At 66.3% G+C, this 18,413-nt stretch carries 21 protein-coding genes; 8 read left to right on the forward strand and 13 right to left on the reverse strand.

Going from position 1 to position 18,413, the window contains the following annotated elements:
- Nucleotides 1-66: 66 nt before the first annotated feature.
- Nucleotides 67-1,512 (reverse strand): nitrogenase molybdenum-iron protein alpha chain, encoded by a 1,446-nt coding sequence (nifD, locus tag DPR14_RS16940; RefSeq protein ID WP_158046205.1) that lies wholly within the window; start codon nt 1,510-1,512, stop codon nt 67-69.
- Nucleotides 1,513-1,661: 149 nt separating this feature from the next.
- Complete coding sequence (gene nifH / locus DPR14_RS16945) at nt 1,662-2,570, reverse strand: nitrogenase iron protein (RefSeq protein ID WP_158046206.1); 909 nt, start codon at nt 2,568-2,570, stop codon at nt 1,662-1,664.
- A 331-nt stretch (nt 2,571-2,901) separates the two neighbouring features.
- Here nifH and DPR14_RS16950 point away from each other — a divergent pair, with 331 nt between their 5' ends.
- From DPR14_RS16950 to DPR14_RS16970, 5 genes are all read left to right on the forward strand, one after another.
- Nucleotides 2,902-3,765, forward strand: coding sequence for an NAD(+)--dinitrogen-reductase ADP-D-ribosyltransferase (locus DPR14_RS16950; protein ID WP_158046207.1), 864 nt, complete (start codon nt 2,902-2,904; stop codon nt 3,763-3,765).
- Between the two features lie 30 nt (nt 3,766-3,795).
- Entirely contained in the window at nt 3,796-4,689 is an 894-nt protein-coding gene (gene draG, locus DPR14_RS16955; RefSeq protein WP_158046208.1) for an ADP-ribosyl-[dinitrogen reductase] hydrolase, read from the forward strand.
- Between the two features lie 17 nt (nt 4,690-4,706).
- Nucleotides 4,707-5,099: an ArsC/Spx/MgsR family protein gene (locus DPR14_RS16960; RefSeq protein WP_158046209.1), complete on the forward strand. Its 393-nt coding sequence runs from the start codon at nt 4,707-4,709 to the stop codon at nt 5,097-5,099.
- Between the two features lie 41 nt (nt 5,100-5,140).
- Nucleotides 5,141-5,902 carry a class II glutamine amidotransferase gene (locus DPR14_RS16965; protein WP_158046210.1) on the forward strand — a complete coding sequence of 254 codons (762 nt, stop codon included), beginning with the start codon at nt 5,141-5,143 and terminating at the stop codon, nt 5,900-5,902.
- Between the two features lie 77 nt (nt 5,903-5,979).
- Nucleotides 5,980-7,956, forward strand: a complete 1,977-nt coding sequence (locus DPR14_RS16970; RefSeq protein ID WP_158046211.1) for an ATP-binding protein — start codon at nt 5,980-5,982, stop codon at nt 7,954-7,956.
- Nucleotides 7,957-7,958: 2 nt separating this feature from the next.
- On the opposite strand, the gene DPR14_RS16975 is transcribed toward DPR14_RS16970, so the two are convergent.
- The 11 genes from DPR14_RS16975 to nifB form a co-directional block, all read right to left on the reverse strand.
- Complete coding sequence (locus tag DPR14_RS16975) at nt 7,959-8,792, reverse strand: SIR2 family NAD-dependent protein deacylase (protein WP_158046212.1); 834 nt, start codon at nt 8,790-8,792, stop codon at nt 7,959-7,961.
- A 13-nt stretch (nt 8,793-8,805) separates the two neighbouring features.
- A complete protein-coding gene (locus DPR14_RS16980; protein ID WP_158046213.1) occupies nt 8,806-9,999 on the reverse strand; it encodes a DegT/DnrJ/EryC1/StrS family aminotransferase in 1,194 nt (397 codons plus the stop codon).
- Entirely contained in the window at nt 9,996-10,277 is a 282-nt protein-coding gene (locus DPR14_RS16985; RefSeq protein WP_158046214.1) for a hypothetical protein, read from the reverse strand. The genes DPR14_RS16980 and DPR14_RS16985 overlap by 4 nt, the downstream gene beginning before the upstream one ends.
- Nucleotides 10,278-10,281: 4 nt before the next feature.
- Complete coding sequence (gene nifT / locus DPR14_RS16990) at nt 10,282-10,488, reverse strand: putative nitrogen fixation protein NifT (protein ID WP_158046215.1); 207 nt, start codon at nt 10,486-10,488, stop codon at nt 10,282-10,284.
- Between the two features lie 51 nt (nt 10,489-10,539).
- Nucleotides 10,540-11,685, reverse strand: a complete 1,146-nt coding sequence (locus tag DPR14_RS16995) for a cysteine desulfurase family protein (RefSeq protein WP_246148258.1) — start codon at nt 11,683-11,685, stop codon at nt 10,540-10,542.
- A 42-nt stretch (nt 11,686-11,727) separates the two neighbouring features.
- Entirely contained in the window at nt 11,728-12,108 is a 381-nt protein-coding gene (locus DPR14_RS17000; RefSeq protein ID WP_158046217.1) for a nitrogen fixation protein NifZ, read from the reverse strand.
- A 51-nt stretch (nt 12,109-12,159) separates the two neighbouring features.
- Nucleotides 12,160-12,468: a nitrogen fixation protein NifZ gene (locus DPR14_RS17005; RefSeq protein ID WP_158046218.1), complete on the reverse strand. Its 309-nt coding sequence runs from the start codon at nt 12,466-12,468 to the stop codon at nt 12,160-12,162.
- Between the two features lie 48 nt (nt 12,469-12,516).
- Entirely contained in the window at nt 12,517-13,287 is a 771-nt protein-coding gene (locus tag DPR14_RS17010) for a 4Fe4S-binding leucine-rich repeat protein (protein WP_158046219.1), read from the reverse strand.
- A complete protein-coding gene (locus DPR14_RS17015) occupies nt 13,284-13,841 on the reverse strand; it encodes a hypothetical protein (protein WP_246148260.1) in 558 nt (185 codons plus the stop codon). The genes DPR14_RS17010 and DPR14_RS17015 overlap by 4 nt, the downstream gene beginning before the upstream one ends.
- Nucleotides 13,842-13,958: 117 nt before the next feature.
- On the reverse strand, nt 13,959-14,150 hold the full coding sequence (locus DPR14_RS17020) for a 4Fe-4S dicluster domain-containing protein (protein ID WP_158046220.1): 192 nt from the start codon (nt 14,148-14,150) through the stop codon (nt 13,959-13,961).
- A gap of 131 nt (nt 14,151-14,281) precedes the next feature.
- Entirely contained in the window at nt 14,282-15,826 is a 1,545-nt protein-coding gene (nifB, locus tag DPR14_RS17025) for a nitrogenase cofactor biosynthesis protein NifB (protein ID WP_158046221.1), read from the reverse strand.
- Nucleotides 15,827-16,342: 516 nt separating this feature from the next.
- Between nifB and DPR14_RS17030 the strand changes: the two genes are divergently transcribed.
- From DPR14_RS17030 to DPR14_RS17035, 3 genes are all read left to right on the forward strand, one after another.
- Nucleotides 16,343-16,738: a TATA binding protein associated factor 10 gene (locus tag DPR14_RS17030; RefSeq protein ID WP_158046222.1), complete on the forward strand. Its 396-nt coding sequence runs from the start codon at nt 16,343-16,345 to the stop codon at nt 16,736-16,738.
- Between the two features lie 536 nt (nt 16,739-17,274).
- Complete coding sequence (locus DPR14_RS27470; RefSeq protein ID WP_192499502.1) at nt 17,275-17,421, forward strand: hypothetical protein; 147 nt, start codon at nt 17,275-17,277, stop codon at nt 17,419-17,421.
- Between the two features lie 120 nt (nt 17,422-17,541).
- The gene (locus DPR14_RS17035; RefSeq protein WP_158046223.1) at nt 17,542-18,402 is read left to right on the forward strand and encodes a transglutaminase family protein; all 861 of its coding nucleotides are present in this window, start codon (nt 17,542-17,544) and stop codon (nt 18,400-18,402) included.
- Nucleotides 18,403-18,413 lie beyond the last annotated feature (11 nt).

An 18,413-nucleotide genomic window follows, 5' to 3' on the forward strand; every position in this document is an offset into this window, starting at 1 on the left:
GGACGGCGGCAGCAGGCGGGGATGGAAGGCGGAGGCGCCTCCGGCGCCGCCGCCGCCAAGTTGATGTCAGGCCCAGGGAGCCTTGGTCAGGGTCCACACGGGGTTGTTGATCGCCATGTCCATGTCGCGGGCGAAAATGGCGAACCCGTCATAGCCGTGGTACGGGCCGGAGTAGTCCCAGGAGTGCATCTGACGGAACGGCTTGCCCATCTTCTGGAAGACGTACTTTTCCTTGATGCCCGAAGCGACCAGATCGGGATCCAGCTTCTCGACGAACTTCTCGAACTCGTATGCCGTGACGTCGTCGTAGATCAGCGTGCCTTCCTTGGTGTAGTGGGTGGTCCGCTGATAGTCGTCGTTGTGGGCGAACTCGTAACCGGTGCCGGTGACTTCCATGCCCAGGTCGTGGTAGGCGTCGACCACGTGGCGGGGGCGCAGGCCGCCGACGTACAGCATGACCTTCTTGCCTTCCAGCCGGGGCTTGTACTTGGCGATGACGCCATCGACCAACGGCTGGTACTTGGCGATCACGGCCTCGGCATTGGCCTGGATCTTGTCGTCGAACAGCGCCGCGATCTTGCGCAGGCTCTCGGCGATCTGCGACGGGCCGAAGAAGTTGTATTCCATCCAAGGAATGTTGAACTTCTCTTCCATGTGGCGGGCGATGTAGTTCATCGACCGGTAGCAGTGGATCAGGTTCACCTTGGCGAGCGGGGTGTTCTCCAGCTCGGCCAGGGTGCCGTCGCCTGACCACTGGGCGATCACGCGCAGGCCGATCTCCTCCAGCAGGATGCGGGAAGACCAGGCGTCGCCGCCGATGTTGTAGTCGCCGATGATGGTGACGTCGTAGGGGGTCTTCTCGAACTCTGCGTTCGGCTCGATCTTGTCGAAGACCCAGTCACGGATGGTGTCGTTGGCGATGTGGTGGCCGAGCGACTGGGACACGCCGCGGAAGCCCTCGCAGCGGACCGGAACGATCGGCTTGCCGATCTCGGCCGACTTGTTGCGGGCGACCGCCTCGATGTCGTCGCCGATCAGGCCGATCGGGCATTCGGACTGGATCGAGATGCCGTTGACCAGCGGGAACAGGTCGTTGATCTCGTCGATGACCTTGGCGAGCTTCTTGTCGCCGCCGAAGACGATGTCCTTCTCCTGGAAATCGGAGGTGAAGTGCATCGTGCCCCAGCTGTCGACGCCGGTGACGCCGATATAGTAGTTGCGGCGGCCGGACCAGGAATAGTAGCCGCAGCCCACGGGGCCGTGGGAGATGTGGATCATGTCCTTGATCGGACCCCACACCACGCCCTTCGAACCGGCGTAGGCGCAGCCACGGATGGTCATGACGCCGGGGATCGACTTGACGTTCGACTTGACGTCGCAGTCCTTGGCTTCCGCGGTCTGGATGCCGATGTGCTTCGCGCGGCGCTTCCGCGACTTCTCGGGATAAGCCTCAAGCACCTCGTTGATGAGGGCCTGGGTCGCTTGTTTGCTCTCTTCGTTCGCCAAGCTCATGCCGGCCTCCTGCTGCTCGTCCGTTGCGCGCCGCGCGCGCGATGCGTGGTCCCAGCGCGTCGGTGCGCTGCAGTGTTCAACTGCGCCATGGGCGCAATCCTTGGGTATCGGGGGCCGCACCCCGGGGAAGCGCGGCCCCTGGGGTGCTATCAGGCGGAAGCGGCGGCCTTGGCGGCGTTGGCGGCTTCCTTCGCCATCAACTCGGCGAGGGCCTGCTCTTCGGTCTTCATGATGCCGAAGGCCATCAGCATGTCTTCCAGCTCTTCCATGGTGATCGGGGTCGGGATGACGCCGTTACCGGAATTGTTGTGGATCTTGTTGGCGAGCTGACGGTACTCGTCGGCCTGCTTGCTGTCCGGCGCGTATTCGATGACGGTCTGGCGACGCAGTTCGGCGTGCTGGACGATGTTGTCGCGGGGGACGAAGTGGATCAGCTTGGAGCCGAGGCGCTTGGCCAGGGCGTCGGCCAGGTCGTACTCGCGGTCGGTCTGGCGCTCGTTGCAGATCAGGCCGCCCAGACGGACGCCGCCGCTGTTGGCGTACTTCAGGATGCCCTTGGAGATGTTGTTGGCGGCATACAGCGCCATCATCTCGCCGGACATGACGACGTAGATCTCCTGGGCCTTGTTCTCGCGGATCGGCATGGCGAAGCCGCCGCAGACCACGTCGCCGAGCACGTCGTAGGACACGTAGTCCACGTCGTCATAGGCGCCGTTCTCTTCCAGGAAGTTGATCGCGGTGATGACGCCGCGGCCGGCGCAGCCGACGCCCGGCTCCGGACCGCCGGACTCGACGCACTTGATGTTCTTGTAGCCGATCTTCAGGACGTCGGCCAGCTCCAGGTCCTCGACCGAACCGGCTTCGGCGGCGAGGTGCAGGACGGTGTCCTGGGCCTTTGCGTGCAGGATCAGACGGGTGCTGTCGGCCTTCGGGTCGCAGCCGACGATCAGGATCCGCTGGCCCAGTTCGACGAGCGCGGCGAGGGTGTTCTGGGAGGTGGTGGACTTGCCGATGCCGCCCTTCCCGTAGAAGGCGATCTGACGAAGCTTGTTAGCCATAAGTTTTCGCTCCTTGGCAGGCTGAAGTAGCCGTTTCGTGGTCCAGTCGCGGCGGGTACAGGGCCGCAGCACAGACCCTCTGATGCACCCCGCGTGCCAATTTGCGAAATCAACTTAACTGATTGTTTTGCAATGATAAATCAGATTAATGACAGCTTGTCGCAGGAGGGTTCCAAGCTGTGTGATACCTGACAATCCCCTACACATTGTCGGGTCTGGCACACCGGCCGGCCCGTCGGGGGCATTGCGGCCCGTCATTCGCGGACATGCCGGGAGCAGGTTACAAACCGTGTGCCCGGCGCTAATCTATACCCGTCTCAAAGGTGACGGCATGACCGACGACAACGATAACGACAAGGCGGGCGAACCCGCTCCCGTGGCGCAGCGCCAGTACCGGACCGGCCTCGTCCGCGTGCCGCCCGCCCTGCTCGGCTCCACGGCTTTCAACGACGCGCCGGTTCCGCTCCATATCAGCGGCACGCGGCAGACCCATGCGGACCTGTTCGCCCGCCTGGACGGGACGCAGGGCGCGCACGAGGCTGCCGAGGTCTTCCAGTCCTATATGAGCGGCGCCTTCGGGATTTCGCCCGACTTCAGCGGCAGCGCCGGCGCCGATGGGCGCAAGCGCTTCCGGTCCTCCTACCTGCGGCTGCTCAAGGGCTGGATGTTCGACAGCAACAACGCGGAAGGCGCCGTCCTGAAGGGCTGGGCCGAGAGCCGCTTCGGCCTGCTGCCGACCTTTCACAAGGAGCCGATCCGCCGGATGGCGTCCGAGGCCTGGGCCGGCTACCTGGAACAGAAGCTGTCGACCCGTTTTCACAACAACAGGATCCACGAGCAGCTCGACCTGTTGTTCGAGTTCTGCCAGTGGTCCATGCCGCGCCTGTTCGGACCCGATTGCGCCCATTTGACGCTGTACCGCGGCGTCAACGATTTCGAGGAACATCATATCGTCGAGACGTCGGACACCCGGACGGCATGCCGCCGTTCCGTCGTCCTGCGGCTCAACAACTTGGTTTCGTTCAGCAATGACCGGGACATCGCCGGCCAGTTCGGCGACCATATCCTCGAAGCCAGGGTACCCTGCGCCAAACTCGTGTTCTTCCGCGACCTCCTGCCACGCTACCCATTCCAGGGAGAAGGTGAATACCTTGTCGTGGGCGGCGACTACCGTGTCGTCGCTTCGATAGTCTAGGACTGCTCACTGGAAAGCACGGCACAGCCAATGATCGACCCGAAGATCAGGGATCGCGCCCTGGGTGCGTATCTCGGCTTGGCCTGCGGTGACGCGCTTGGCGCCACCGTCGAGTTCATGACCAAGAGCGAGATCGCCCGCGAATACGGCATCCACCGCCATATCAAGGGCGGCGGCTGGCTGCGGCTGTCGCCCGGCCAGGTCACCGACGACACAGAGATGTCGGTCTGGCTCGGCCGCGCCATCCTGAAGGCCGGCGGCTGGGACCTGACGCTCGTGGCCGACTGCTATGCCGAATGGCTGCGCGGCGTCCCGGCCGATGTCGGGGATACGACACGGCGCGGCATCCGAAGCTACATGATCAAGGGCGAGATCGAGGCTCCGCTGTCGGAGACCAGCGCCGGCAACGGGGCGGCGATGCGGAACCTGCCCGTGATCCTCGCCACGCTCGGCGATGACGAGGCCTTCGTCCGGCGCAGCCTGGAGCAGTCGCATATCACCCACAACAACCCGCTGTCGGACGCCGCGGTCCTCTGCCTGGGCCGCATGGTCCGGCGCCTGATCCTGGGCGGCGGCATCAAGGACTGCCGGGAAGAGGCGAACGCCCTGGTGGCCCAGCACAGGGCCTTCCGCTTCACGCCCTATTCGGGGCTGTCCACGGCCTATATCGTCGACACGATGCAGACGGTCTTCCACTATTATTTCCGGACCGACAGCGTCGAGTCCTCCATCGTCGAGACCGTCAACCAGGGGGGCGACGCCGACACCACCGGCGCCATCATCGGCATGCTGGCCGGCGCCACCTACGGCGCCGCCGACATCCCGGCGCGTTGGCTGCGCAAGCTCGACGGCGACGTACGGGAGGAGATCGAGCGGCAGACCGACGGTCTCTTGGCACTTGCCCCGGCCTTCCGCACCGCCTGAGAAAGGACATTTCCGCCATGTCGACCGTCATATTCTATGAAAAGCCCGGCTGCGTCGGCAACGCCAAGCAGAAGCGCCTGCTGGCCGACGCGGGCCACGCGGTGGAAGCCCGCAACCTGCTGGCTGAGGGCTGGACGGCCGCGACGCTTCGGCCTTTCTTCGGCGAGCGGCCCGTGGCCGACTGGTTCAACAAGTCGGCCCCGGCGGTCAAGTCCGGCGAGATCGATCCCCGCGGTTTCGACGAGGACTCGGCGCTTGCCGCCCTTATCGCTACGCCCCTGCTGATCCGCCGTCCCCTGATGCAGGTGGGCGACCGGCGCGAGGCCGGGTTCGAGCCGGATCTCGTCGACGCCTGGATCGGGCTCGCGGCGCCGGTGGAAGGGTCGATCGAGGGCTGCCCGCGCCAGTAAGCCTCTCGACAGACGGACCGGATTCTCGTAAGGCCACAGGCATGTGCGAGCTCCTGGGCATGAACGCCAACGTTCCGACCGACATCTGCTTCAGCTTCGCCGGCCTGATGCGCCGCGGCGGGCAGACCGGCCCCCATTCCGACGGCTGGGGCATCACCTTCTACGACGGCAAGGGATGCCGCAGCTTCCATGATCCCCGTCCCAGCGCGGAGTCGGAGATCGCCCGGTTCGTCCGCAGCTATTCCATCAAGAGCACCAACGTGATCTGCCACATCCGGCGCGCGAACCGGGGTCGCGTGGCGCTGGAGAACACCCATCCCTTCATCCGGGAGCTGTGGGGCCGCTACTGGACCTTCGCCCATAACGGCCAGCTCAAGGGCGTCAAGGCGCTGCCGCTGTCGGTCTACCAGCCGGTAGGCAGCACGGACAGCGAACACGCCTTCTGCTGGATGCTGGACCGGCTGCGCGAGCGCTGGGACCGGCCGCCGGCGTTCAGGACCCTGTGCCGGGAGATCAAGGCCCTGGCGCAGGAACTGAACGGCAGGGGCGTTTTCAACCTGCTGCTGTCCGACGGGCGCGCGCTGTTCTGCTTCTGCAGCACCAACCTCGCCTGGCTGACCCGACGGCACCCGTTCGGCAACGCCACCCTGATCGACGAGGATCTGAGCGTAGACTTCGCGCAGGAGACCACGGCCAGGGATGTCGTGACGATGATCGCGACCCGCCCGCTCACCAGGGACGAGGAATGGACGATCATGGACAAGGGGTCGCTGGTGGTTTTCCGCGACGGGTGTTGCCTTTGACAGCGGATGTATTATTGTAATTGAACTAAATACATCCGACTCGCGTCGGAGCTTCGACTATCGGGAGCCGGCACCGTATGACCGATCACAGCACCGGTCCTGATTCCCTGCTGGACGCCCTTCTCCACGCTTCCCCGGGCGCCGTCGTGATCGTCGGGCGATCGGCAGCCCCCTCCGCTCCGCGCGTGATCCGGGCCAACCGGGCGGCCGAATCGCTTCCGACCGCGGTCATGGCGGCGTTGCTGGACCGATGCGACGAGGCGTCCGTGACCGGGACCGCCGGCGCCGTGGACTTGCCACACGAGGATGCGGCCGGCAAGCGCTGGCTTCGGCTGAACGCCACCCGCGAGGGCGCCGTGGTCGTCGGGACCGTCAGCGACATCACCGAACTGCGCGGGACGCAGCAGGCGCTGGATGCCCTGATGACGGCGTTCGACGGGGCGAAGCGCGAGGCGGAAAGGCAACGCGAGGCCGCGCACGCGGCCGGCGAGGCGAAGTCGCGCTTCCTGGCGACCATGAGCCACGAACTCCGCACGCCGATGAACGCGATCCTGGGGTTCGCCGACCTGCTGAAGCTCTGCACGATCGACCCGCAGCAGGTCTCCTATGTCGAGATCATCCGGCGCTCCGGCCAGGACCTGCTGCGGGTGCTCAACGACATCCTGGACTTCAGCAAGATCGAGGCCGGCTTCCTGACCCTGGAGCGCAGGCCCTTGAGCCCGGCCTCGATCGCGCGCGACGTCGTCATGCTGTTCGCCGCGACCGCCCGCGACAAGGAGACGTCGCTGTTCGTGACCACCGACTCCGACGTTCCGGACTGGATCGAGGGGGATGTCACGCGGCTTCGGCAGGTGCTGTCCAACCTGATCGGCAACGCGTGCAAGTTCACCGAGGACGGCCGGATCGACGTCCGGGTTTCCGCCGGCCCGACCGGCATGGTCGAGTTCGCGGTGATCGACACCGGGATCGGCATGACGCCCGAGCAGGTGCGGCAGCTCTTCCAGCCCTTCGTCCAGGCCGACGTGACGACCACCCGCCGGTTCGGCGGCACGGGCCTGGGGCTGGCGATCAGCAAGCGGCTGGTCGAGGCCATGGGCGGATCGGTACGCGTGACCAGCATGCCCGGCGAGGGCTCCGCCTTCCTGATCCGGATTCCGGCGCATGTCTGCGCACCCCCGGCCTATGCCGACGACGACGGCCTGGAAGAGGCGGCGGCACCCGACTTCCGCCGGGTGCTTCTGGCCGAGGACAACGCGATCAACCGCATGCTCGTCGAACGCATCCTGGAGCAGGACGGCCACGAGATCGTCTCGGTGCCCGACGGGCGCTTGGCGGTGCTGGAGATCGCGGAGACCGGCGTCCGGACTTCCGACAACCCGTTCGGCTACGATCTCGTGCTGATGGACATGCACATGCCGGAGATGGACGGCCCGACCGCGACGCGGACGATCCGGGAGCTGGCCGGGCCGGCATCGTCAATCCCGATCATCGGACTGAGCGCCGACGCCATGACCGACCAGATGGACAGCCATATGTCGGCCGGACTGGACGCTTATCTGACCAAGCCGCTCGACCATGGGAAGCTGAGGGCCATGGTCGCCCGGACACGGTCGAGCATGTCGGCCGCGCCCGCGATGCCGGAGTCGGCCGGGGAGCCGGCGCCGCGGCGGGAAGGCCCCGAGTCCCAGCACGATCGGGACCTGATCGACGAGGCGCAGATCGAGGAGATCCGGGCCGGCGTGGGCGACGAGATGCTGGCCGAGCTTCTGTCGGCCTTTTGCGACGATGTCGGGAAGGAGTTCGACCGGGTCCGGAACGCCAGCGCCGCGGAGGACTGGGCGGCGCTGGCGGTGTCCGCCCATACTCTCAAGGGGGTTGCCAGCAACCTGGGTGCGGCCCGGATCGCCGGGCTGGCCAAGTCGCTGGAACTGGCGGCGAAGGATGCCGCTAACCTCAACACCGTGGCACCGATCCTGGAGCTGGACAGCGACCTCTTCGGCAATCTGGCGACGGCGGTGGACCGCACGGTCCGGGCGCTGTCGCGCCGGACCTGAGGTTACGCTTCGGACAGGACCGCGACCGCCTCGGCCAGGGGCATGTCGATCCGGGTGATCCCGTAGGTTTCGATGAATTTGGCCTCGTTCCGGGTCAGCTCGCCGGAGATCACCGCCCAATGCCGCCCGGCCGACCGCTTGATGATCTGGCGGGCGAAGGTCCGGCCGATCTCGCCGTCGAAGCGGCAGCCCAGGAACAGGAAATTGCGCCCCGCCCGCAGGTTCTGCACCACCGCCGGGATCGGCGACTGGATGTCGATCTCGGTCAGGACCTCGACGTAATCGCTGTCCGAAATCAGGTAGTTGCCGGCCGGCGCGACCGCGCCCATCGGCTTGTAGAGCACCCGGTTCCAGCCGGCGGCGGCGTCGCCGCTGGTCGGCTCGTTGTCGGGACCGAAGTAGCGGACCCATTCACCCAGGGATTGGGGATGGCTCATGCCCTGGATCTGGCCCCAGGACGGCGAGCCGCCGAGCGCGCGCGCCATGGTGTCGTCGTACCAGGTGTCGACGATCAGCGGCAGCTCCGCGATGCCGGCGAGGTAGCGGTGGAGCGCCGTGGGCTCCGGCCCCGTCTTGAACAGACCTGTCAGGATGGTTTCCAAGGTCCGGCGGTGCTTGTGGCTCTCGATGTACTGGCTGGCCGCGGTCAGGTGACGGCGGATGCGGCCGGGCACGGCAGCCTTTGCGGTCAGCGCCGCGACCAGTTCCTCCGGCGAGCGGGGGATCGGGCAAGCGCCCTCGACCAGGTCGAACACACCGGCGCCGAGATACGGGATCACCTGCCGGGCCTTCAGTCCGCCGGCGACTTCCGCCAGCAGGGTATGGGCTGTCGTCATGGTCTGGATTCCTTCAGTAGATGGCGGCGCCGGCGCCGGAATTGACGGTGGCGTCCTTGAGCCGCTGCACGATGAACTCGACCTCGTCCTGGTCGAGCGCACCGTGGAACGGCACCGCGATCACGCGGTCGGCAGTCTTCTCGGCGACCGGGCAGTCGCCGCGCCGGCCGCCCCGCTCGGCGTAGAACTGCTGGATGTGGAGCGGGACGCCGAACGACGCCGAGTCGATCCCCTGGGTCAGCATGTCCTCGATCACCGCGTTGCGCAGGCTGACCGAGAAACGGGTGCCGAGATGGACCGCGTAGGCGTGGCAATGGACCACGGTCACGCCCGGCGCATGGTAGGGCGGCTTGATCCCCTCGAAGCTCTGCATCGCCGCCTCGTAGTACCCGACGACGGCGCGGCGGCGCTCCAGGATCTCGTCGATCCGCTTCAGCTGGACAAGGCCGAGGGCCGCGTTCAGGTTGCTGAGCTTGGACTGCCAGGGAAGGTTATGGCTGATCACGACCGACTTCAGGTGCTCCGGCTCGCGCTTGCGCAGATAGCGCAGGCGGGACGCCAGGTCGTCGTCGTCGGTCACGATCATGCCGCCCTCGCCGCACAGCAGCGGGCCGGGTTCGGAGAAGTCGAACACCGCGCAGTCGCCGAAGCTGCCGACGATCCGCCCGTGATAGGTCGAGCCGATCGCCTCGGTCGAATCCTCGATCAGGACGACCCCACGCTCGCTGGCCAGCGCCCGCAGCTCGTCCCAGGGAGCGGGGTGGCCGTTGGTGTTGCCGGCGATGATCGCCCTGGTGGCGGAGGTGATCCGCTCCGCCGCCTTGACCGGGTTCAGCGTATGCGACCAGTAGTCGATGTCGGAGAAGACCGGGTTGGCGCCGGCCAGCGCCACGGCATGGACGACCTGGTGCCAGCCATAGGGCGAGCACAGGATGTCGTCGCCGGGACCGAAGCCGTAGGCCTTCAGCGCCAGCATCATGGCCATGGTGCCGCTGGTCACCGCGACCGCGTGGCGGCGGCCGACATAGGCGGCGAAAGCCTCCTCGAAGGCCTCGGTCAGGCGGCCGTCGTTAAGGCTGGCGGAAGTCAGGATGCGCTCGATCACCCGGGTCTCGGCGGCGCCGATATCAGGCTGGGTCAGCGCGATATCGCCGGGAAGCTCGTCGTCGCTGTCCTCGGTCTCCTCCAGGCCGGGAGTATCGGTCATGCCGCTTCCTCGCGCTCGGCGATCACGATGCCGGTGGCCCGGGCCGGCTCCCGGGTCACCTTCCAGCAATGGTCGTGGCTGTCGACCAGATAGAGCAGGTAAGAGGGCTCTTCCCGGAACGGCTCCTCCGACAGGTCGCTCTCAAGGCAACTGGTGATGGTAAGGCCCTGGAACTTCTGCTTGAGCGCCTTGACGATGGCGTCGCGTCGGGTCCCGGCGGCGTAGAGCTGGGAGGCCTGGGCGGCGATGGTCTCGATACCGGCGAGGGAGAGGGGCATGGGCTCAGCCCTCGAGCTTGCGGGCTTCGACGGTCAGCGGCAGGCGGGTGTCCTCCGGCAGGTCGGGCATCTCCAGGACCCAGCCGTTCTCCAGGGTGATCTTGCCGCCCCAGATCGCCGGCTTTTCCGACGACACGACGTTGGTCTCCAGATCCTTCTTGGCGACGTAGATCATGAACTGGCCGCCGGACTTGCGAAGCATCACTTTCATCGGAACTCTCCAGAAGTCATCAAATGTCAACAGGACCCATGCCGGGCGCCGTCACGCCGCGAGGCGGGCGGCGATCGGCGGCAGGGCTTCCAGGACGGCGTCGATGTCCGACGCGCGGGTGTAGCGGCTGAGCGAGAAACGCAGGCTGGACGCCGCCAGGGCCGAACCGAGCCCCAGCGCCAGCAGGACATGGCTGGGATCCATGCCGCCGGCGGCGCAGGCGGCCCCCATGCTGACCTGGATGCCCGCCTGATCGAGCTTCATCAGCAGGGCCTCCCCCTCCATGGGACGGCCGCTGCGGTCGATGAAGCTGATGTTGGACGTGTTGGGAATGCGCGCCGCGTCGGCGCCGTTGACCCGGACGCCCGGCATCCGCGCCAGCACCCCGGCCTCCAGCCGGTCGCGGAGCGCCGCGACGGCGGCGCCGGACCGCCCCGCCAGCGCCTCGGCCGCGAGCCGGGCCGCTACACCAAGGCCGACGATCGCCGGCACGTTCTCGGTCCCGCCGCGCAGGTGCCGCTCCTGGTGGCCCATGATCACCGGCGACAAGGCGAAACCCTTGCGCACGAACAGCACGCCGACGCCCTTAGGCCCGTGCAGCTTGTGCCCGGAGAAGGTCAGCAGGTCGATCTTCAGCTCCCGCAGGTCGACCTCCAGCCGGCCGACCGCCTGGACCGCGTCGGTATGGAACGCGGCGCCGCGCGACCGGGCGATGTCGGCGGCCTCGGCCACCGGCATCAGGACCCCGGTTTCGTTGTTGGCCCACATCACCGAGACCAGCGCCGTGTCGCTCGACACCACCGAAGCCAGTTCGTGCCGGCGAAGCCGGCCGGAGGCGTCCACCGGCAGGACGGTGACGTGGTAGCCCTGGCTGCGGAGGTCCTCGAACAGCATCAGGTTGGCCGGATGCTCGACCGCCGTGGTCACCACGTGGCGCCGGTCCGGCCGGGAGCGCAGCGTGCCGAGGATCGCCAGATGGTTGGCCTCGGTGGCGCTCGACGTGAACACGACCTCCGACGCTTTGGCGCCGATCAGGCCGGCGACGGCGCTGCGGGCCTGGCCGACCGCCTGCTTGACCGCCATCGCCGGACCATGGGCGCTGGACGGGTTGGCGTAAAGCTCAGCCAGGTAGGGCAGCATGGCGGCCACGACCTCGGGAGCCGGCATGGTCGTGGCGTTGTTGTCCAGATAGATCACGGCGCACCTCGCATCAGTCGGTCCCATCGGCGGCGTCGGGGATCAGTCCATCCGTCCGGGAACCATGGCGCGGGCCCCCAGGACCGGGGCGATCTCCTCCTCCAGGCAGCCGACCAGCTTGCCGCCGGGGAACTCGACCAGATAGACCGGCAGGTTGTTGGCTTCCGGAGCGTAGCCGACGCGGATGATCTCGCCGACCGTGTCCTTCACCACCAGCAGGCTTCCGGCCGGGCTGTCGGGATGGCTGCCGTCGTTCAGCAGGTCGGCCAACGCCTTGACGGCGATGCCCCACTCGTACTTGGGCTCGCGCGGCGGCGTGAAACCGGCATTGCCGCTCTCCGGCTCGGCGGCGAGGATGTCGGCGGCCAGGATGTCGGATGTGAGGTCCGGGCCGTTATCCTCAGGGGTCTTCTGATCGGTCATGGCTGCGCTCCGGGGAAGGGTTCGGGGGGCGTCGTTCGGTCCGCGCGGGGTTCAGCCGGCGCGGACGAAGTTCTGGGGAGCGTTGGCGAGGGCGTCGACCATCTCCAGTTCCTTCGCGCGCATGCCGATCACCCGGCGCTGCTCGTAAAAATCGACGCTGTAGATGTGATACATCTGAAGGTAGGAGCCGATGCTGATCACGTAGCCGACGGACCCGGCCGGGATCAGCACGTCGCCGACCGGCGCGCCGGGATACGTGCCGTCGTTTCGGACATTGGCGAGGCTGCGGACCTTCTGGCCGACCTCGTAGACGGGCGGGCCTTCCAGTTCGTTGGCATCCTGCGGATTACGATTGGCCATGGCGGAGGGCTCCGGCTTGGGGTGAAGCTGTCTGTTCGGCACGGAATGTCATGGAATGTCATCCTGGAGCACCAGGCCTGCGCGACGGCGCCTCGCGATCTCGCGCACCTCGTCGACCGGATCTTCGGTCAGGGGGTCCAGGTACTCGTCCGCTATGCGGCTCGCGACGACGTAGCGGACGCACCAGTCGGAATCGTTGACCATGGCGGCGAGCTTGTCGGGACACAGCCGCTGGGCGACATGCAGGCGGACGCGCTGGCTGTCGTCCCAGGCCATGCTGGCGAGCCATTCGAGTCCGATCCGCCGGGCGACCTCCAACCTCACCTCGGCGTCCTCGTCGCGCATCATGGCCGGCAGCATGCCTTCCGGGACGCGGCGGGCCACGCGCAGGCGGACCGAATAGTCCGGATCGCGCATCATCGGCGCCAGATCCCCCTCCTCCAGCCGGCTGGCGACGGAGATCCGCACCTCCCGGTCCGGGTCGCTCCGCATCTTGAGCAGCAGCCGGCGGGGCAGACGGCGGGCGACGCTGGCGCGCACCGTCTCGTCCAGGTCGTCCATCAGGCGCGGCACATGGAACAGCGGGGCGTGGCGCACCGCGATGGCGCGCACTTCGAAATAGGGGTGGTCCAGATGCTCGACCGCCAGATCCTCGTTCCACTGGAAGAATCTCTGGACGCGCTTGGCGTAGCGGTCATGGACGCAGGACTTGAGCGGCTGGCACCGGCCGTCCGCCTTGCGGTCCGCGAAACGGCAGCCGGCGCAGTCGACCGGCCGCCCGAGCCAGTCAAGGGCCTCGTCCATGTCATGGAACGTCATGATTCGTCATCCTCGCGGTCGTGCTCGCGCCGGTCGAGGACCGCCAGGAGGGGCCGGGAACCGATCCGGTCCGCCGGATCCAGTTCGGCCACCTTCTCCAGCATCGCCCGCCCCTCCCCCTGCCGGTCGAGCCGGACATGCAGGTAGCCCAGCGCCTTGACCGTGAAGAGGTAGAACCGCGGCGCCAGTTCGAGCGCGTCGAAATCGGCATGGCGGCGCGTGACCTGCCGCCAGTCGGAATGGTTGAGGCCGATGCCGGCGCTCGCGTGGTCGAGCATCCGGTAGGCATAGGCCAGCGCCTCGGCCAGGCGCGCCTTGTAGAGGAAATACTTGTAGTGCCCCAGATCGACCGCCCGGTGCCCCGGCGCGATCGCCGCGGCCCGCGCCAGATGGGACTCAGCCACCGCATCGTCGCAGTAGTGGCGGCCCGCCAGATGAAGCTGCCGCTCCGCCTCCGCCGGCAGGTCGCCGCCATAGTAGCGGCGCGACAGCCAGGCATCGTCGTCCGGACCGGCCGTCATCAGATCCAAGGGCGCCGTGTCGGGCGGTGTCACTCGCGCGCTCCCGTCAACGCTGGGCGGAAAAGGGGATAGGCGTGGCGGAGGGTGCCGCGGTCGGGAAGACGCCTGGACCGGCGTCTTCCCGTCTTCCCGAGCCTCCGGATGGAGGCGTCAGGCCGGCACGCAGCAGTCGGCCGGGCAGACGGCCGCGCACTGCGGAGCGTCGAAGCTGCCCTGGCACTCGGTGCACTTGGACGCGTCGATCACGTAGGTGCCCTTCTTGAAACTGATCGCCTCGTTCGGGCATTCGGCTTCGCAGGCGCCGCAGACGGTGCAATCGCTCGCTTTGATCTTGTAGGCCATCGGTCTTCTCCTGTTGCATCCGGCCTCGCCGCCGGAGTTCCGCTCGCATTGTTCATTCTCTGTCCACCCGGCTTTCGCGCCAAGGTGGTCAATCAGCGCACCATGCGCCGCAAGGGGCCGGGCGGCCCCGGTCAGGCACGACGGGCGGTATAGGCGCCCTGGCGGATCACCGCGTCGGCGCCGATCTTCTCGCGAACCGCACCCGTGCCGAGCCGCTCGGTATAGGCGGCGTAATAGGCCAGGGCCGATTCCTCGATGTATTCGAAGGCGAAGCGGTCCACCGGCTCGATGCCGGCCGCCTCCAGGGACTTGCTCGGGCAGCCGCCGATCTTGGCGACCAGCACGGCGACGCAGTCGTTGATCGCCTGGATGATGGTCTCCAGCCCGTCCTCGTCGCCGGAACCGCCCTCGCAGTAGAGATCGACGCGCCGGTGGCCGACGAACTTGGCTCCCCTGGCATCGACCTCGTAGATCTGGAATTCCTTGGCGTGGCCGAAATGCTCGTTGATCCGCTCGCCGCCCTTGGTCGCCACCGCGATCAGGATCGGCTTCTCGCCGGCGATGTGGGCGACCTCGGCGATGGCTGCGGCCTTGGACTGGTGGCGCTGGGCGCGCTCGGCCTCCACATGCTCGCGGTAGGTCTCGCGCTTGGTGAAGCCGCCGCCGTCGATGTCGATGTCCATCTGCATGACCTTCTCGGCGGTGAACTCCTCGCCCCGGTCCTCGCCCAGCAGGCCGACGGCGTCGGCGCGGCACTGGCGGCAGTGGCGCATCAGCTTCATGTCGCCTTCGCACTTGTCCTGCAGCGCCTTGAGTTCCTGGGCGGTCGGTCCGCGCTGGCCGGTGAGGCCGAAATGGGTGCCGTGCGCCGCGTCGGAGATCAGCGGCATGATGTTGTGCAGGAACGCGCCGCGGGCCTTGACCTCGCGGTTGACGTCCATCAGGTGCTCGTCGTTGATGCCGGGGATCATCACCGAGTTGATCTTGGCGAGGATGCCGGCGTCGCGCAGCATCTCCAGCCCCAGCATCTGGCGCTCGTGGAGGATCTTGGACGCCTCGATCCCGGTCCAGCGCTTGTGGTCGTGGAAGATCCAGGGATAGATGTGCTGGCCGACCTCGGGATCGACCATGTTGATGGTGATCGTGACGTGGTCGATGTTCAGGTCCTTGATCCGGTCCACATAGTCCGGCAGCGCCAGACCGTTGGTGGACAGGCACAGCTTGATGTCCGGGGCCAACCTGGAGAGCTGCTCGAAGGTCTCGATCGTGTTCTTCGCGCCGGCCGCCAGGCTGTCGCCCGGCCCGGCGATGCCGACCACCGAGAGCTGCGGGATTTCGGCGGCGACGGCCAGGACCTTGCGGACGGCCTGCTCGGCGGTCAGCTTCTCGCTGACGACGCCGGGGCGGCTCTCGTTGGCGCAGTCGTACTTGCGATTGCAGTAGTTGCACTGGATGTTGCAGGCCGGAGCCACGGCGACATGCATGCGCGCATAGTAGTGGTGCGCCTCTTCGCTGTAGCAGGGATGGTTCTTGACCTTCTCCCAGACTTCCGGCGCCATGTCCGAAGGGCCGTCCGAGGAACCGCAACTGGATGTCGTGCAGCCCGAAGCGGCCGGTGCCGGCTGGGACTTCAACTCCCCCACGCCGAGGATGCTGTCCAACGAGATTACATTCATGGTCCAATCCTTCCCTTGCAGCCGAAGGGCGCCTAGACGCTCTGCAGGAGCAATGAGCAAGAACGGGGCCCGTCGTGATGTCTTCAGGAAATCCCTTTTAAAACAGGGTTTTGCCCGATCGGGCAAGACCCCGCAGTGTCATGTTGGCAACGCGACGCTCCGGCCCGCTGTCGGGATCATGTCGGGTATCCGACATGGTTCGGGGACGTTTTCCGGCCATTGTCGTACCCGGCGGCGGTGCCGCCGGACTTTACGGGGCAGCCGGGAGCGGCAAGACAGCGCCGTGGGAATGGAAAGTTCAATTCCGATGGGGCGGAGAACGATCTCGACACCCCAAATGCAACGTGATACCCAAACCAATCGGGTGGCAGACTTACGGTATAGATACAGGCTATAAGGGGTGTCTGTGGGATGCGATCATTCAGCCTTAGGGGTCGTTCCCATCAGAGAGGATTGCTGTATTTGCCATCTGGTCCGACGTTACCTGAAGATTTTTTTATACGGTTAGGATCGGCGATGATAACGAATAATAATTGCCGAGCTGCATGTTGCGCCCTTCTGCTCGCTTTTCCGTCGGCCGCCAGCGCCTCCGAGAATCTGGCTCCCGACCGCCAGGAAAGTCTTCAGAAGGTCAACCTGTGCATCGACCTGTCGAAAAGTCTCGTTCCTCCCGGCGGCTCGCTGGTCTACTCGCACCCGTATCTGGAGCAGGACGAGGACAAGACGCTCGTGACCATCTATGTGAAATGGAGGAATGCGAGCCCCGTGGAAGCCGGTCCCGAGAAGCCTGCCGAACAGTTGTTCGTATCGCCGGAGACGCCTTACTACTGCATCTGGAACGGTGAAGAGCTTCTGATGCATGGCGATCTCAAGTCGCTGGAGGAGACCGTCCAGGCGGGCTCGATGACCTGATTTCCTGCCGCCCGGCCTGGGGCCGCGCACGGTCCCCGCATCGTAATCATCGAGGGGTCCCTTCCCTTGCCGTCATGACCGGACTTGACCCGCGCGTGAAGAAGATAAGGGCGCCAAGCAGGTCGTGCAGAGCGAAGCGGCACCCGACCTGCATTCTTCCGATGAACAGGCGATCACTGTGCCGGACAGCCGTGGATCAGGTCCGGTCACGACTGAACAAGGAATACTTCTACTCTTAATTGATGTTCCGCTGAGGTAGTGCAATCACCGTACCCGGCAGCCGTGAGTAACGTCGGCACGGGGCCGGCGCTCGGACGGTTCACATACCGCATGGCCCCTCCACAAGAAGCGGGCGGGCGGATAATATGAGGAATTATTATTTCAGCCGAGTTACTTGCAATATTATTTTTCGTGACCAGATCTAGTTATCCGAAAACTGCGCTCGCCCTTCGTGGTCCCGAATCCGAAAAACAGGGGATTCGGTGCCGGGATCTGCAAGGCCGCTTCGTTCTCGCCGCCACATCAGGAGAATCGTCATGGCCAAGGGTCAGAAGAAGAGCAACCGCGAAGCTAAGAAACCGAAGAAGGAGAAGGCCGCTCCGGCGGTGAAATCCTCCATCATGCCGCCGACGGGCCGGCCGGTGCCGCCGAAGACGGCCTCCGCTGTGCGAATGCCGGCCTGACCGCGATGCTGTTTACTTGACGTTCCCAGAGAACCTTCCAGGGAGGCGATCCACCTGACGGACCAGCAGACGGCTGTCCTGCCCCTCGGTTCCCCCGCGGCTTCGCCCCGGCTGCTGACCGTGCGCCACGTGACGACATACCGCTATGCCTGCCCGGTCAGGCTGGGCGATCACCAGATGATGTTCCGGCCGCGGGAGAGCCATGACCTCCGGCTGGTCAGGACACGGTTGAGCATCTCTCCGGAACCCCGAAGCCTTCGCTGGCTCCACGACGTCTTCGACAATTCGTTGGCGGTCGCGAGCTTCGACACCGAGACGGCGGAACTGGTCTTCGACAGCGAGGTGACGCTGGAGCATATCGAGGCGCCGCATCCCGATTACGCGCTCGCCGACGATGCGCAGGATTTCCCGTTCGCCTATTCGCGCGAGGAACGCCTCGACCTCGTCCGGGCGCTGGAGCGCCACCATCCGGCCGGCGAAGTGGACCGCTGGGCCGCCGGATTCCTACCTGCAGCCGGCAGGATCGGCACCATGGCGTTGCTTCGCAGGATCACCCTGGGAATCCGCGAACAGCTGACATACTCGCGCCGGTACGAGCGCGGCGTCCAGACGCCGGTCGAGACCCTGGCGAAGGGAACCGGCACCTGCCGCGACTATGCGTTCCTGATGATGGAAGGGGTGCGGGCCCTCGGCCTGGCAGCCCGCTTCGTCAGCGGTTACATCTTCGTGCCCGGCGCCGAGGCCGTCCCTGTCATCGGCGGCGGGGCGACCCATGCCTGGCTCCAGGTCTATCTGCCCGGGGCGGGATGGGTGGACTTCGATCCGACCAACAGCATCATCGGCAACCGCAACCTGATCCGCGTTGCCGTGGCCTGGGCGCCCGCGCAGGCGCTGCCGCTGTGGGGAACCTATACGGGAACGCGGTCCAGCTTCCTGGGAATGGACGTCAGCGTGAGCGTGCTGGACGAGGGTGCCGCCTGAACGCGCCGCCC

This window comes from Skermanella pratensis, assembly GCF_008843145.1.
Taxonomy (GTDB): Bacteria; Pseudomonadota; Alphaproteobacteria; order Azospirillales; family Azospirillaceae; genus Skermanella; species Skermanella pratensis.

Coding starts and splice junctions, on each gene's coding strand:
- draG (WP_158046208.1), top strand. CDS start 3,796: ATGATCGACCCGAAGATCAGGGATCGCGCCCTGGGTGCGTATCTCGGC.
- nifB (WP_158046221.1), bottom strand. CDS start 15,826: ATGAATGTAATCTCGTTGGACAGCATCCTCGGCGTGGGGGAGTTGAAG.
- nifD (WP_158046205.1), bottom strand. CDS start 1,512: ATGAGCTTGGCGAACGAAGAGAGCAAACAAGCGACCCAGGCCCTCATC.
- DPR14_RS16985 (WP_158046214.1), bottom strand. CDS start 10,277: ATGCCCCTCTCCCTCGCCGGTATCGAGACCATCGCCGCCCAGGCCTCC.
- DPR14_RS17020 (WP_158046220.1), bottom strand. CDS start 14,150: ATGGCCTACAAGATCAAAGCGAGCGATTGCACCGTCTGCGGCGCCTGC.
- nifH (WP_158046206.1), bottom strand. CDS start 2,570: ATGGCTAACAAGCTTCGTCAGATCGCCTTCTACGGGAAGGGCGGCATC.
- DPR14_RS17030 (WP_158046222.1), top strand. CDS start 16,343: ATGATAACGAATAATAATTGCCGAGCTGCATGTTGCGCCCTTCTGCTC.
- DPR14_RS16960 (WP_158046209.1), top strand. CDS start 4,707: ATGTCGACCGTCATATTCTATGAAAAGCCCGGCTGCGTCGGCAACGCC.
- DPR14_RS17010 (WP_158046219.1), bottom strand. CDS start 13,287: ATGACGTTCCATGACATGGACGAGGCCCTTGACTGGCTCGGGCGGCCG.
- DPR14_RS27470 (WP_192499502.1), top strand. CDS start 17,275: ATGGCCAAGGGTCAGAAGAAGAGCAACCGCGAAGCTAAGAAACCGAAG.
- DPR14_RS16970 (WP_158046211.1), top strand. CDS start 5,980: ATGACCGATCACAGCACCGGTCCTGATTCCCTGCTGGACGCCCTTCTC.
- nifT (WP_158046215.1), bottom strand. CDS start 10,488: ATGAAAGTGATGCTTCGCAAGTCCGGCGGCCAGTTCATGATCTACGTC.
- DPR14_RS16975 (WP_158046212.1), bottom strand. CDS start 8,792: ATGACGACAGCCCATACCCTGCTGGCGGAAGTCGCCGGCGGACTGAAG.
- DPR14_RS16980 (WP_158046213.1), bottom strand. CDS start 9,999: ATGACCGATACTCCCGGCCTGGAGGAGACCGAGGACAGCGACGACGAG.
- DPR14_RS16950 (WP_158046207.1), top strand. CDS start 2,902: ATGACCGACGACAACGATAACGACAAGGCGGGCGAACCCGCTCCCGTG.
- DPR14_RS17005 (WP_158046218.1), bottom strand. CDS start 12,468: ATGGCCAATCGTAATCCGCAGGATGCCAACGAACTGGAAGGCCCGCCC.
- DPR14_RS16965 (WP_158046210.1), top strand. CDS start 5,141: ATGTGCGAGCTCCTGGGCATGAACGCCAACGTTCCGACCGACATCTGC.
- DPR14_RS17000 (WP_158046217.1), bottom strand. CDS start 12,108: ATGACCGATCAGAAGACCCCTGAGGATAACGGCCCGGACCTCACATCC.